The following is a 13,617-nucleotide window of genomic DNA, read 5'->3' as shown; positions in this document are numbered from 1 at the left end:
GGCGCCCCCGCCCCCTCGGCCGGCGCCGCCACCGCCGGCGCCGGCAGAGGGGGCGCCGTCTTTGCCCGACCCGCCCCGGGTTGCGGCCCCGCCGCCTCGGCCCGCCCCGCCGCCGCAGCCGGTGGCCCGGCCGGCGCAGCCCGCGCAGAAGGCTGCCGGGGCGGGGGGCGGTGCCGCCGCCGGCAACCGCGGCAAGGCCGCCGCCTCAACCGAGGCGCGCGCCAGCCGCGACGATCTGCGCGCCGCCTGGGGGGCCGCGATCCGCGCCCGGATCGAACGGCAGAAATCCTACCCCCCTGCGGCACGGGGCGCGGTGGGCAAGGTGGTGGTGCTGGTTACCGTGGCGCCTTCGGGGGCGCTGGTGGCCGCACGGGTCGCCGCCTCGTCAGGCCATGCCGCGCTGGACGAGGCCGCCTTGCGCGCCGCCCGGGCGGCCGCCCCCTTTCCGCCGGCACCGCAAGGGGCGACGGTGGAGGCGGTTTCGTTCCGGATTTCTGTGAACTTCGCCAGATAAGGCTCTGGCAAAGTTGGGAAAACAGGCAATCCTGCCGCAACGCACGAATATTGCGCTGCAACGGCCTGAAAAGACTTAGCTTCTGCCCTCTCCGGCCAGCGTGGCGTGGATGCTGTTCCAGGCCTTGGCGGAAAAGCGCGGGTCGATCTCGCGCAGCTCGAGGCTCAGCGCAAAGGGCCGGTCGCCCAGCCGCGGTTCCAGCCAGGCCCGGGCGGCGGCATAGAGCGCCTCGACCGCGCGGCGGCGGTCGGCCTCGGACCGGCCCTGACCGATGCGCAATTCCATGTCCAGCCAGTGCCAGCGGTCGGACCCGTCGGCCACCGCCTGCACCCCGGCCTCGTGCCCGCGCACGCGGATGCCGCCCATCGGGAACAGACCTGTTGCCACCATCGCCGCGCGCATGTGTTCGGCAAAGCCTTGCAGGTCGGCCAGCGGGCCCAGGCCGGGCGAATGGTCGAAACGCAGATGCGGCATGGGGCGCCTCCTCCTCGGGTGCGCAGGGTGGCGCGGCGGGCGCGGTTGCGCAAGGGGGGGGCTGCCGGCGCGCCGGGGCGATGGGCGCAGGCGCGCCGGGGGTTGAACCTGCCCGCGCCCTGCGTCACGCTGCCCCTTGCACAGGGAGGGGCCATCATGCCGGTCAAGAACCGCATCGCCGCGCTGCACGACGAGATCACCGCCTGGCGGCACGAGTTCCACCGCCCCCCCGAAATCCGGTCCGAGGTGCACCGCACCGCCGCCCGGGTGGCCGAATCCTTGCGCGCCCCGGCGCCTTCATCCTGCCCGGCAACGGCGACAGCGCGCCGCTGCACCACCCGCAATACGATTTCAACGGCGACGCCATCCCGGCCGGGGCCGGCTGGTTCGTCGTGCTGACCGAGCGGCGCCTGCCGCATTCTGCCTGAAAGGAAGACCCATGCCCGTCAAGAACCGCATCGCCGAGATGCAGCCCGAAATCGCCGCCTGGCGGCGCGATTTCCACGAACACCCCGAACTGATGTTCGAGGTGCACCGCACCGCCGGCATCGTGGCCCAGCGCCTGCGCGACTTCGGCTGTGACGAGGTGGTGACCGGCATCGGCAAGACCGGCGTGGTCGGCGTGATCCGCGGCCGCAACACCGGGTCGGGGCGGGTCATCGGCCTGCGCGCCGACATGGACGCGCTGCCGATCATCGAGGCGACGGGGGCGCCGCATGCCTCCAAGACCCCTGGCGTGATGCACGCCTGCGGGCATGACGGGCACACCGCCATGCTGCTGGGGGCGGCGAAATACCTGGCCGAAACCCGCAACTTCGACGGCACCGTCGTGGTGATCTTCCAGCCCGCCGAAGAAGGCGGCGGCGGCGGCAAGGTGATGTGCGACGATGGCATGATGGAGCGCTGGAACATCCAGGAGGTTTACGGCATGCACAACATGCCCGGCCTGCCCGTGGGCCAGTTCGCCATCCGGCCGGGCCCGTTCTTTGCCGCGACCGATACCTTTTCCATCGTGATCGAAGGTCGCGGCGGCCACGCGGCCAAGCCGCACGATACGGTGGACCCCACCGTGGTTTCGGCGCATCTGGTGCTGGCCTTGCAGACCATCGCCAGCCGCAACGCCGATCCGCTGAAATCGGTGGTGGTCTCGGTCACCTCGTTCCGCACCGAATCCGAGGCGTTCAACGTCATCCCCCAGACGGTGGAGCTGCGCGGCACCGTGCGCACGCTGGAAAAGGAAATGCGCGCGCTGGCCGAGGCGCGCATCCGCGCGCTGACCGAACACACCGCCGCGGCCTTCGGTGCCACCGCCACCATCGCCTGGCGCGCGGGCTACCCGGTGATGGCCAACCACGCCGCCGAAACCGTCCATGCCGCGCGCGTCGCGGCCGAGGTCTCGGGCCGCGAGGTGCTGGAGGTGCCGCCGCTGATGGGGGGCGAGGATTTTGCCTACATGCTGGAAGAACGCCCCGGCGCCTATATCCTGGTCGGCAACGGCGACACCGCCTCGGTGCATCATCCGGCCTACGACTTCGACGACAACGTGATTCCGGCCGGGGTGTCGTGGTTCGTCGGGCTGGCCGAGGCGCGCATGCCCGCCGCCTGACCTAGGGGCAGGCGCCCCTCTGGCGCGCGGGGGCTTTTCCCCGCCGCTGCGGTTGCCTACATCGGGGCAGGGCCGCAAGGGGCCGCACAACAACAAGAAGGTGCCGCATGGCGCACAGCATCGCCGAAATCGCCGCCGCCATCGGCGCCCGGGCCGTGGGCGCGGTCGATCTGCGCGTGTCGGGCGTGGCCGAACCGGCCGCCGCCGGCCCGGGCGATCTGGCGCTGGCGATGGACCCGAAATATGCCCCCGGTCTGGCGCAGGGGCGCGCGCAGGCGGCGGTGCTGTGGTCGGGGGCCGATTGGCAGGCCCTGGGCCTTGCCGCGGCGATTCTGGTGGAACGGCCGCGGCTGGCGCTGGCCGGCATCACCGCCGCCTTCGACCCCGGGCCGGGGCTGGCCGAGGGGGTGCACCCCATGACCGTGATCGACCCCACGGCAGACATCGGCGCCGGCGCCGCCATCGGCCCCTTCGTCACCATCGGCGCCGGGGCGCGCATCGGGGCGCGGGCGCGCATCGCCGCCCATGTCAGCATCGGCGCCGGCGCGACGATCGGGGACGACGCGCTGATCCATGCCGGGGTGCGCATCGGCCACCGCGTCACCATCGGGCACCGCCTTGTCGCGCAGCCCGGGGCGGTGGTGGGGGCCGACGGGTTTTCCTTTGTCACCGCCGAGCAGTCGGGGGTGGAACAGGTGCGCGGCACCCTGGGCACGCGCGCCGATTACACCGAACAGAAATGGCTGCGCATCGCCAGCATCGGCGGGGTCGAGATCGGCGACGACGTGGAAATCGGTGCCAATGCCACCATCGACCGCGGCACCATCCGCGCCACCCGCATCGGGGCGGGCACCAAGCTCGACAACCTCGTGCATGTCGGCCACAACGTGCAGGTCGGCCGCGACTGCCTGCTGTGCGGGCAGGTCGGCATCGCCGGGTCGTCGGTGATCGGCGACCGGGTGGTGCTGGGCGGGCAATGCGGCGTGTCCGACAACATCACCGTCGGCAACGACGTCATCGCCGGCGGCGCCACCAAGATATTCACCAACGTGCCGGCGGGTCGCGCCATCCTGGGCAGCCCCGCGGTCAGGATGGACACCCAGATCGAGATCAACAAGGCCCTGCGCCGCCTGCCGCGGCTGGCCGCGCAGGTGGCCGAGCTTCGCAAAACCGTTACCGGACCCGTGCAGAAGGGCGCCGACGCCCCGGAGGAGACATGAACGTCAAGGATCAGGTCATCGCCATCATCGCCCAGCAGGCCGTGCTGGACGTGGCCGACGTCGGCATGGACAGCACCCTGCAATCGCTGGGCATCGACAGCCTGGGCCTGGTCGAATCGATCTTCGCCATCGAGGAGGCGTTCGACATCAGCGTGCCCTTCAACGCCAACGATCCCGGCCGCACCGACTTCGACATCTCGTCGGTCGCGGCCATCGTCGCCGGGGTCGAACGGCTGATCGCCGAGCAGCGCGGCTGATGCGGCGGGTGGCGATCACCGGCGCGGGCACCGTCAACGCGCTGGCGCAGGATGTGCCGGGCACGCTGGCGGCGATGCGCGAAGGCCGCTGCGGCATCGGCCCGCTCGACATCCGCGACAAGGAACGCCTGGGCGTGGGCATCGGCGCGCAGGTCCGGGGCTGGGATGCCGAGGCGCATTTCAACCGCCAGCAGATCGCGCTTTACGACCGTTTCACCCAGTTCACCCTGCACGCCGCGCGCGAGGCGATCACCCAATCCGGCCTCGTGTTCGAAGATCACCTGTCGCTGACCTCGGGCGTGGTGCTGGGCACCGCCGGCGGCGGCGTGAACACCTGGGACGAGAATTACCGGGCGGTTTACGAGGAAGGCAAGAATCGCGTCCATCCCTTTGTCGTGCCGCGGCTGATGAACAACGCCGCCGCCAGCCACATCAGCATGGAATGGAACCTGCGCGGCCCGGTGTTCAGCGTCTCCACCGCCTGCGCTTCGTCCAACCACGCGATGGGGCTGGCCTTCCAGATGGTGCGCTCGGGGGCTGCGACGGTGATGGTGACCGGCGGGTCCGAGGCGATGCTGTGCTTTGGCGGGATCAAGGCCTGGGAAGGGCTGCGGGTGATGTCGCGCAGCGCCTGCCGCCCGTTCAGCCTCACGCGCGACGGCATGGTCCAGGGCGAAGGTGCCGGCGTCTTCGTGTTCGAGGACATGGACCACGCCCGCGCCCGCGGCGCGCCGATCCTGGCCGAGGTGGCCGGCTTTGCCATGTCGTCCGACGCCGGCGACATCGTGATGCCGCAGGCCGCCGGCGCCGAACGCGCCATCACCGGCGCCTTGCGCGATGCGCGGCTGAACCCCGAGAACGTGGGCTACATCAACGCCCACGGCACCGGCACCGCCGCCAACGACAAGACCGAATGCGCCGCGGTGGCCCATGCCTTCGGGCATCATGCCGATGCGCTGATGATCTCCTCGACCAAGGCGATGCACGGGCACTGCATCGGCGGCACCGGCGCGGTGGAACTGCTCGCCTGCCTCTTGGCGCTGACCGAAGGCGTCATCGCCCCCACCATCGGCTACGAGGAGCCCGACCCCGAATGCGCGCTGGACGTGGTGCCCAACGTGGCGCGCGAAAGGCGGGTGGAGGCCGTGCTGTCCAACGCCTTCGCCTTCGGCGGCCTGAACGCGGTGATCGCGCTTCGGCGGGTCTAGCGGCGGGTCCGCAGGGCGCGGGCGCCACCAGCCCGGGGGGCGGCTTTGCCGGCGCGGCGGCCGTATGGGGCGCAGGGGCAAGGGGCGGTGCGGAGAGGATGCCCCCAGATCACGCGCGGGCTTGCGTGAACCCGGCGCGCTTGCGTGACCCCGGCGCGAACCCGGCGTCGGCCGGGCCCGGCCCACAGCCGAAAGGGGGGCCATGCCCCGCGGCACGGCCCCCCCTTGTCCTGCGGCCCTGTCCGGCCCTGCGGCCGCGCGCCGTCAGTTCCCCTGCTTGGGGGCCGCGGCCGCAGCCGCCTTGGCGGCCTCGGCGGCAGCCTTGTCGGCGGCATCGTTCGCGGCCACCACCGCCTCGTAGCCGGCGGTAAAGCCCTTGAGCGACATGGTGATTTCCACCTGCTCGTCAGGCAGCATCGCCGGCACGATCACGAAGGTCGCCTTGTTGCCGCGGCGAAAGCTGTTCAGCTCGGCCTCGGTAAAGCCGACCCGCGCGATGCACCCCATCGAGGCACAAAGCGTGAAGGGATAGCGCTTGGCCTGGCCGTTGTCCACGCGCATGGTCACCTGCGCCGTCAGCAGCGTTTCCAGCGGCGTCACGATCGAGGCGCCCGCCGCGGCCTGCGTGCCGGGCGGCAGGTTGAACAGGTTGATCTCGGCCACCGAGTTGCCCTGGTCGTCCTGCATCAGCTGGTAAAGCTGGCACGGATCCACCCCGGTTTCGCTGCGCACGCAGCTCAGCTGCCAGTCGCCGAAGACTTCCTTGACATAGGTCGTGCCCACGCCGTCCACCGTTTCGCCCAGCGAGATGCCGGCCTTGTTGATGTCCTCCTGGGTCACCGGAGCCTCGGTTCCCGTGGTGGGGGTGGTCGGCGCGGTCGTGGTCTGGGCCAGACCGGCGGTGGTCAGCCCCAGCGACAATGCCAGCGCAAGAAACGAAGCGTAAGAGGTCATGTCAATCCCGTGGTCGCAGCAGGTTCGGCCCGCGTCTATCATGCGTCGCCGCGCAAGTCAGCCCCGGAACGCAGCCCCGGCGACCTGCCGCCGGCCGCATGGCGCAAACGTGATCTGCCCCCGGCACAACTTCTTGAAGCCCAAAAGGAAAAGGGCCCCGTAAGGCCCCTTTCCCGGTGTTTGTTGCTCCCTGTCGGACCGGCCGACTTATGGGCCAAACGCTATTCGCCGCGGCCCTTTCCGTCAACATCAATTCTGTGACAACGGGGCTCGAAATCGCCGTTCCGCGGCCCATGCAACCGCGGCGCTTGCGGCCCGGCCCCGGATCGGCGCATGCTGGCCGCCGATAGCGTCCGGGCGCTGCCCCGGCGCGCAGCAAGGCAAGAGGACCAGCATGACGACAGACCGGATCTTCGTAGGCGGCGGCGGCGAAGGCCATGGCGAACCGCAGTATCTGCTGCTCGGCTACGGCAACCGGCACGGCCTGATCGCCGGCGCCACCGGCACCGGCAAGACCGTCACCCTGCAGGTGCTGGCCGAAGGGTTCTCGGCCGCCGGGGTGCCGGTGTTCCTCTCGGACGTCAAGGGCGACCTCGCGGGCCTGGCCTTGCCGGGGTCGGATCAGGCCAGGCTGCACGGCGCCTTCCTGAAACGCGCAGCCACCATCGGGCTCGACCTGCGCTACGACAGTTTTCCGGTGACCTTCTGGGATATCTGGGGCCAGCAGGGCCACCCGATCCGCACCACGGTGGCGGAAATGGGGCCCTTGCTGCTCAGCCGGATGCTGGAACTGTCCGAGGCGCAGGAAGGCGTGCTGAACATCGCCTTCCGCATCGCCGACGAACAGGGCCTGCCGCTTTTGGATTTCAAGGATCTCACGGCGATGCTGCAATGGGTAGCCGAAAACGCCAGGGCGGTGGGCACCACCTGGGGCCATGTCTCGCCGGCCTCGGTCGGGGCGATCCAGCGCCGCCTGCTGGTGCTGGAAAACCAGGGCGGTGCTGCGCTGTTCGGCGAACCGGCGCTGGCGCTGTCGGACATGCTGCTGACCGACCCGGCCACCGGAAAGGGGCGCATCAACATCCTGTCGGCCGAACGGCTCATGAACGCGCCCCGGCTTTACGCCAGCTTCCTGCTGTGGCTGCTGTCGGAACTGTTCGAGGAACTGCCCGAGGTCGGCAACCCCGACAAGCCGAAACTGGTGTTCTTCTTCGACGAGGCGCACCTCCTGTTCGACGGTGCGCCCAAGGCGCTGGTGGACAAGGTCGAACAGGTCGCGCGCCTGATCCGCTCCAAGGGGGTGGGGGTCTATTTCATCACCCAGAATCCGGCCGACGTGCCCGATGCGGTGCTGGGCCAGCTGGGCAACCGCGTGCAGCACGCGCTGCGCGCCTTCACCGCCCGGGATCAGAAGGAACTGCGCATGGCGGCGCAGAACTACCGCCCCAACCCGCGCTTTTCCACCGAAGACGCCATCCGCGAGGTCGGCACCGGCGAGGCGGTGACCTCCTTCCTGCTGGAAAAGGGCATCCCCGGCATGGTGGAACGCACGCTGGTGCGCCCGCCGTCGGCCAGCCTCGGCCCCATCGACCCCGGCACCCGCGCCGCGCTGATCGCCGCCTCGCCGCTCGCCGGCAAATACGAACGCGTCATCGACCGCGACTCCGCCCACGAGATTCTCGCCCGCCGGGCCGAGGCCGCGGCCGCCGAAACCGCCCGGGCCGAGGCCGAAGCCGCGCGCCAGAAGGCCGAAGCCGACCGCGACCGCGACTATCGCAACGCCCGCCGCTACGACCCGACGCCGCGCTACGAACCGCCGCGCCGGCCGACCGCCACCACCACCACGCGCCGCACCACATCCTCGCGCGAACCCGACAGCATCGCCGAAACCTTCGCCAAGTCGGTGGCCCGCCAGCTTGGCACCAAATCCGGCCAGGCCATCGTGCGCGGCATCCTCGGCACGCTGTTCAAGGCGCGCTGAGCCGCCCTTTCACCTTGCCCCAAATATCCCGGGGTGAGCCGCGCCAGCGGCGAGGGGCAGCGCCCCTATGCTTGCGCCCCTTGCCCGGCGCCCCCTACCACCGCCCCGAGGCGCCCCCGCCCGAAGACCGCCCGCCACCGAACCCGCCGCTGCCCCCGCCATCGCGCCGCGCGGCCCGCGACGGCAACGGCTCGCTGCGGTCCAGATGCCAGCCGCAGGAGGGGCAGCGCCGGCTGACCGTCTCCAACCCCGGCGTCGTCTCGCCCGGCGGCAGGGTGGCGACACGTTCCACCACCACGCCCGGCCGGCCGCAGCCGGGGCAGGGGCGGCGCTGGGCCAGCCGGTCGCCGATCCGGTGCCGGGCGCGCCAGCCCTGCAAGCCGAAGATGCCCGCGACGAAGGCGACAAAGATCAGGAAGTCCGCGCCCAGGCCCCCGCCCGATCCCGCGTCCGGCACCGCCGGCATGTCGTCGGTGCCCTGCACCGCCGCCCCGGCCTTGAACGGGCGCAGGATATACTCCTCCAGCCCTTGCAACCCGGCTTCCAGCCCGCCGGCCGGGTCGCCGGCGGCAAAGCGCGGCACCATCAGCGCCGCCATCACCCGCTGCGCGCGATTGTCCCAGACGGGGGGGTATCCGGCGCCCAGCTCGATCCGCGCGGCGCGATCCTCCACCGCCAGCAGCAGCAGCACGCCGTCGTTGGCCTCGGCATCGCCGATGCCCCAGGCGTTGAACAGCCGGGTGGCATGGGCTTCCAGCGCCGCCTCGCCGCCGGGCAGGCGCGCCAGCGTGACCACCGCCACCTCCACCCCCGGATCGGCGCGCAAGGCGCGCAGCCGTTCGGTCAGCCGCGCCTCGGCGGATGCGTCCAGCACCCCGGCAAAATCGCTGACGAAGGGCGACAGCGGCGCGGGCAGATCCTGCGCTGCCCCCGGCAGCGCCAGCGCCAGCACCACCGCCAGCGCGCGCAGGATCATGCCCGCAGCTCCTGCACCACCTCGGCCACGGTCATCACATCGGCTTCGGTGCAGTCGAACGACCCGACCTGCACCCGGATCGCATAGCGGCCGCGGTGCCGCGTCTGGGTCAGGTAGACCCGACCGTCGTCGTTGATCCGCGCCAGCAGGGCCTCGGTCGCCGCATCGCCTTCGGCCAGCGCAAAGCTGAACAGCGACAGCGACGGTTCGGTCACGATCTCGACCCCCGGCATGGCCCGCAGGCGCTCGCACAGCGCGCGCGACCAGGCGACATGGTTGCGGATGCGCCCGCGCAAATCCTCGAGCCCCTGCGCCCGCAGCAGGAACCACAGCTTCAGCGCCCGGAAGCTGCGCCCCAGCGGCACGGTCCATTCGTTGAAATTGACGATCTCGTCCTGGCCGGGGGTTTCCAGATAGGTCGGGCGCAGGCCCAGCGTGCGGATCTGGTGGCGCGGCTCGGCGATGAACTGCACCGAACAGTCGAACTGCGCGCCGAGCCACTTGTGCGGGTTGAACACGATGCTGTCCGCACCTTCGACCCCGGCCCAGAGGTCGCGGAACTCGGGGCAGATCATCGCGCTGCCGGCCCAGGCGGCATCGACATGCGTGGGCAGGCCCGCCGCCTTGGCCACCGCCACCACATCCGCCGCCCGGTCGAAGGCCCCGACCGAGGTGCCGCCCGCGCAGATCACCACGCCGATCGGCAGATACCCTGCCGCGCGGTCGGCGGCGATGGCGCCGGCCAGTGCCCCGGGCTTCATCGACAAGGTGGAATCGGTGGGCACCTTGACCAGGTTTTCCTGCCCGATGCCGGCGATGCGCGCGGCCTTGTCCACACTCGAATGGGTTTCGGCGCTGGCATAGAGCCGCAACCGCGGCGCCTCCGACAGGCCCTGTTGCACCCCGGCCCAGTCCAGCGCCCGTTCGCGCATGGTCAGCACCGCCGACAGCGTGGCGGTGGTGGCGCTGTCGTGGATGGTGCCGCCGAAACGGTCGGGCAGGCCCAGCGCCGCACGCAGCCAGCCGACCATCGCCTGTTCCAGCTCGGTCGCCGCCGGCGCGGTTTGCCACAGCATGCCTTGCGCCGCGATGGCATTGGCCAGCTGGCTGGCCAGCATGCTGGCCGGCGCGGCATTGGCCGGGAAATAGGCGAAGAAGCGCGGGTGCTGCCAATGCGTCATCGCCGGGGGGATCAGCCGTTCGAAATCGGCCCAGATCGCCTCCATCGGCTCGGGCGATTCCGGGGCAGCGGCAGGCAAGGCGGCGCGGGTGGCGCCGGGCAGGGTCTGTGCGCGGACCGGCCGGCTGCGCAAGGTGGCATGGTAATCTTGCGTCCAGTCTGCGGCGCGCTTCGACCAGTCGCGCAAGTCGTCGTGGTTCATTCCGGCACCCTTTCGCCATCGTCCCGGCGCGCATCTTGCACCCTTGGCCTGCGGGGGCAAGCCGCCGGCGCCGCATCGGCGGGCCGTCGGCGCGGCGGAGGGTGCAGCAGGGCAGGGGCTCTGCCCCTCGCCGCTGGCGCGGCTCACCCCGGGATATTTGGGTCAAGGTGAAAGGCACCCGGGCGCTTGCGCCGGCTCTTGCCCGCCGCGGCGCGCCGTGCCAGCACCGGGGCGGAAGCGGAGGGCGGGCATGCGCATCATCGACAACGTCATTTCCGACCGCGGGTCGCGCTATGCCGTGGCGGGCGGCCCGGCCCGGACCGAGGCCGAGGCGCGCGCCTTTGTCCGCGCGCTGTGCCGAGACCGCCGCTTTGCCCGCGCCACGCATCACAGCTGGGCGCTGATCGGGGCCGAGGGGCCGGTGAAGGCCGACGATGGCGAGGCCGGGGCCGGTGCCATCATCCTGCGCCAGCTGGAGGCCGCGGGTTTGCGCGACCACGTGGTCGTGGTCACGCGCTGGTATGGCGGCAAGCCCCTGGGCGGCGACCGCTTTCGCCACGTGGCGCAGGCGGTGCGGGTCTGGCTGGCCGGGCAGGGCGGCCCGGCCGGGGGCGGGGCCGCGCCCTAGCGGAAATAGCCGTGCAGCTGCGCAGGGTGCAGCTGGCCCAGCCAGGTTTCCGTCAGCGGCGCGCCGTCGCGCGAGAGATAGGCGCGCAGGTCCAGCGTATCGGTGCCCGCCGGTGCGCGCACATCGAAGATCAGCCGCCAGCGGTCGGTGCCGACCACGGGCAGCGCGTAGGGGTTGACGATCTCGACCCCCGCCGGCGCCGTCACCTCGGGCGTCACGCCATCCTGCTGGCCGAGGCCCTTGACCGCCGGGCCTTCGAAATCGATCACCACCTTGGTCAGGTCGGCCGGGCGCGGCTGGCCCGGCACGCCGCCGTGGGCATAGCGCGTGGCGACCGTCCGGGCGAGCGCGCCGCCCACCGGCACCTGGTCCACCCAGTGCAGCCGATACCCGAACGCGCGTTCGCTGCCCGCCTGCGGCGGCTCGGCCGGGTTCCAGAACGCCACGATGTTGTCGTAGATCTCGTCGTCGGTGGGGATTTCCACCAGCTGCACCGCGCCCTTGCCCCAACCGTGGGTGGGTTCCACCCAGACCGCCGGGCGGCGGTCGTAGAACACGCCGTCGTCCTCGTAACTGGCGAAGGCGCGGTCGCGCTGCACCAGCCCGAAGCCGCGGGGGTTTTCGTCGGCAAAGCTCGAGGTGACCACCCGGTCGGGGTTGTTGAGCGGGCGCCAGATCTGTTCGCCCGCGCCGGTCAGCAGCATCAGCCCGTCGGTATCGTGCACCTCGGGGCGCCAGTCGGTGGCCTGGTAGCGGTTGGTTTCCGAATACCAGAACATGCTGGTCAGGGGCGCAACGCCCAGCCGTTCGACCGCGGCGCGGAAGAACAGGCGGCTGTCGATCTCCATCACCTGGCCCTGGCCCTCGACATGGGAAATCGCCATGCGATAGGCGCCGGCAACGCGCGGCCCGTCCATGAGCGCATGGATGAGGACGCGGCCGTCTTCGGCCTCGCCGATGTAGAATTCGGTGAAGCGCGGAAACTCCTCGGGCGTGGGCAACCCGGTATCGAGCGCCAGCGCGCGGGCCGACTGGCCGTATTGCCGCAAGGCGCCGTCGGTGCGGAAATAGGCCGCCCCGAGGAAGGAGATCCAGTCCGACTTGAGGTCGGGGCGCATGATGCGGAACCCGGCAAAGCCTGCGCCGCGGGTCAGGCCGCGGGCCGGGCTGTCTTCGGGCATGTCGAAGAAGCCCGGATCGTAGGTCACCTTCTGCGCGGTGTCGCCCGTGGTGATGAACATCTTCACCGGCTGGCGGAAATAGGTGCCGAGGTGAAAGAACTGCACCGGGGTCTTGCCGGCCATCACCGTCGCCTCGGGGCGAAAGCGGATGCGCCAGTGGGCGTCGTAATCGATCTTTTCCAGCACCTCGGGCTGTTCGACCGGGGTGGGCACATAGGGCGCCAGCGCCAGCGCCTTGGCGCGGTCGGCCAGCAGCTCGAAGCTGAACGGGGCAGGGGCGCCCAGCACCGGCACGAAGGGGGCGGCGGTTTGCTGGGCCAGGCCGGGGGCGGCGGCCATCAGGGCGGCGGCCAGGGTCAGGGCGGCGGAAAGCGGGCGGAACGGCAAGGGCAAGGCGGGCTCCATCGGATGCGTCCGGCAGGGGGCCGGACCCGCGCGAGGCGATGGCCGCAAATCCCGGCGAAAATCAAGTGGGCATCGCGGCCGGGCTAGAGCCGCTCGATGTCGCCGCCGGCGCGCAGGGCGTGGAACGCGGCGACAAAGGCCGCCAGCCGCCCGGCCTCGATCGCGTCGCGCAGGCCCTGCATCAGCTGCTGATAGTAGTGCAGGTTGTGCCAGGTCAGCAGCATCGACCCGATGATCTCGCCCGAGCGGATCACGTGGTGCAGATAGGCGCGGCTGTAGTCGCGGCAGGCCGGGCAGGTGCAGGCCTCGTCCAGCGGGCGGGGGTCGTCCTGGTGGCGGGCGTTCTTCAGGTTCACCGCGCCGCGCCGCGTCCAGGCCTGGCCGGTGCGCCCCGAACGGCTGGGCAGCACGCAATCCATCATGTCGATGCCGCGTTCCACCGCGCCGACGATGTCGTCGGGCTTGCCCACCCCCATCAGATAGCGCGGCCGGTCCTCGGGCAGCAGGGCCGGGGCATAGTCCAGCACGCCGAACATCGCCTCCTGGCCTTCGCCCACCGCCAGCCCGCCGATGGCATAACCGTCGAAGCCGATCGCGCGCAGCGCCGCGGCACTTTCCTCGCGCAACGCCCGCGTGACCCCGCCTTGCATGATGCCGAACAGCGCATGCCCCGGCCGGTCGCCGAAGGCGTCGCGGCTGCGCTGGGCCCAGCGCATCGACAGGCGCATGCTGGCGGCCACCGTTGCCTCGTCGGCCGGCAAGGCCGGGCATTCGTCGAAGCACATCACGATGTCCGACCCCAGCAGCCGCTGGATTTCCATGCTGCGCTCG

The 13,617-nt window shown here is 71.3% G+C and carries 14 protein-coding genes; 8 read left to right on the top strand and 6 right to left on the bottom strand.

The features are described from left to right. Window positions 1-514: TonB family protein (locus ACK4S2_RS14310; RefSeq protein WP_409625776.1), on the top strand; the 514-nt coding region annotated here is incomplete at its 5' end. Window positions 515-589: 75 nt separating this feature from the next. Here ACK4S2_RS14310 and ACK4S2_RS14305 read toward each other — a convergent pair. Continuing rightward, window positions 590-988 carry a 5-carboxymethyl-2-hydroxymuconate isomerase gene (locus ACK4S2_RS14305; protein ID WP_409625773.1) on the bottom strand — a complete coding sequence of 133 codons (399 nt, stop codon included), beginning with the start codon at window positions 986-988 and terminating at the stop codon, window positions 590-592. A 156-nt stretch (window positions 989-1,144) separates the two neighbouring features. On the opposite strand from ACK4S2_RS14305, the gene ACK4S2_RS14300 reads away from it, so the two are divergent. The 5 genes from ACK4S2_RS14300 to ACK4S2_RS14280 all read left to right on the top strand — a co-directional run bounded on the left by ACK4S2_RS14300 (window position 1,145) and on the right by ACK4S2_RS14280 (window position 5,279). Further along, window positions 1,145-1,387, top strand: coding sequence for a hypothetical protein (locus ACK4S2_RS14300; RefSeq protein ID WP_409625769.1), 243 nt, complete (start codon window positions 1,145-1,147; stop codon window positions 1,385-1,387). 40 nt (window positions 1,388-1,427) lie between these two features. Further along, window positions 1,428-2,594 carry a M20 aminoacylase family protein gene (locus ACK4S2_RS14295; RefSeq protein WP_409625765.1) on the top strand — a complete coding sequence of 389 codons (1,167 nt, stop codon included), beginning with the start codon at window positions 1,428-1,430 and terminating at the stop codon, window positions 2,592-2,594. 107 nt (window positions 2,595-2,701) lie between these two features. Beyond that, on the top strand, window positions 2,702-3,814 hold the full coding sequence (gene lpxD / locus ACK4S2_RS14290; RefSeq protein ID WP_409625762.1) for a UDP-3-O-(3-hydroxymyristoyl)glucosamine N-acyltransferase: 1,113 nt from the start codon (window positions 2,702-2,704) through the stop codon (window positions 3,812-3,814). Next, entirely contained in the window at window positions 3,811-4,071 is a 261-nt protein-coding gene (locus ACK4S2_RS14285; protein ID WP_409625759.1) for an acyl carrier protein, read from the top strand. Before lpxD ends, ACK4S2_RS14285 begins: the two co-directional genes overlap by 4 nt. Then, on the top strand, window positions 4,071-5,279 hold the full coding sequence (locus tag ACK4S2_RS14280) for a beta-ketoacyl-[acyl-carrier-protein] synthase family protein (RefSeq protein ID WP_409625756.1): 1,209 nt from the start codon (window positions 4,071-4,073) through the stop codon (window positions 5,277-5,279). The genes ACK4S2_RS14285 and ACK4S2_RS14280 overlap by 1 nt, the downstream gene beginning before the upstream one ends. Before the next feature lie 264 nt (window positions 5,280-5,543). On the opposite strand, the gene ACK4S2_RS14275 is transcribed toward ACK4S2_RS14280, so the two are convergent. Continuing rightward, window positions 5,544-6,233, bottom strand: coding sequence for an invasion associated locus B family protein (locus ACK4S2_RS14275; protein ID WP_409625753.1), 690 nt, complete (start codon window positions 6,231-6,233; stop codon window positions 5,544-5,546). 394 nt (window positions 6,234-6,627) lie between these two features. On the opposite strand from ACK4S2_RS14275, the gene ACK4S2_RS14270 reads away from it, so the two are divergent. Further along, complete coding sequence (locus ACK4S2_RS14270; protein WP_409625750.1) at window positions 6,628-8,214, top strand: helicase HerA-like domain-containing protein; 1,587 nt, start codon at window positions 6,628-6,630, stop codon at window positions 8,212-8,214. Between the two features lie 94 nt (window positions 8,215-8,308). On the opposite strand, the gene ACK4S2_RS14265 is transcribed toward ACK4S2_RS14270, so the two are convergent. Both ACK4S2_RS14265 and ACK4S2_RS14260 read right to left on the bottom strand, forming a co-directional pair. Next, window positions 8,309-9,190 (bottom strand): TPM domain-containing protein, encoded by an 882-nt coding sequence (locus tag ACK4S2_RS14265; RefSeq protein ID WP_409625747.1) that lies wholly within the window; start codon window positions 9,188-9,190, stop codon window positions 8,309-8,311. Then, window positions 9,187-10,572, bottom strand: a complete 1,386-nt coding sequence (locus ACK4S2_RS14260; RefSeq protein WP_409625744.1) for a pyridoxal phosphate-dependent decarboxylase family protein — start codon at window positions 10,570-10,572, stop codon at window positions 9,187-9,189. Before ACK4S2_RS14260 ends, ACK4S2_RS14265 begins: the two co-directional genes overlap by 4 nt. A 250-nt stretch (window positions 10,573-10,822) precedes the next feature. Here ACK4S2_RS14260 and ACK4S2_RS14255 point away from each other — a divergent pair, with 250 nt between their 5' ends. After that, entirely contained in the window at window positions 10,823-11,200 is a 378-nt protein-coding gene (locus ACK4S2_RS14255; protein ID WP_409625741.1) for a YigZ family protein, read from the top strand. Here the strand turns inward: ACK4S2_RS14255 and ACK4S2_RS14250 are convergent. Continuing rightward, window positions 11,197-12,786, bottom strand: coding sequence for a glucan biosynthesis protein (locus tag ACK4S2_RS14250; RefSeq protein WP_409625738.1), 1,590 nt, complete (start codon window positions 12,784-12,786; stop codon window positions 11,197-11,199). The genes ACK4S2_RS14255 and ACK4S2_RS14250 overlap by 4 nt on opposite strands. An 83-nt stretch (window positions 12,787-12,869) precedes the next feature. Continuing rightward, window positions 12,870-13,617, bottom strand: a 748-nt coding sequence (locus ACK4S2_RS14245) for a tRNA guanosine(34) transglycosylase Tgt (RefSeq protein ID WP_409625735.1), incomplete at its 5' end; no start/stop codon positions are given.

Origin of the sequence: Gemmobacter sp. (genome assembly GCF_046292685.1) — a bacterium.
Lineage (GTDB): Bacteria > Pseudomonadota > Alphaproteobacteria > Rhodobacterales > Rhodobacteraceae > Wagnerdoeblera.
The sequence above is the reverse complement of the archived record's forward strand: the minus strand, read 5'-3'. Positions and strand labels throughout refer to the sequence as shown.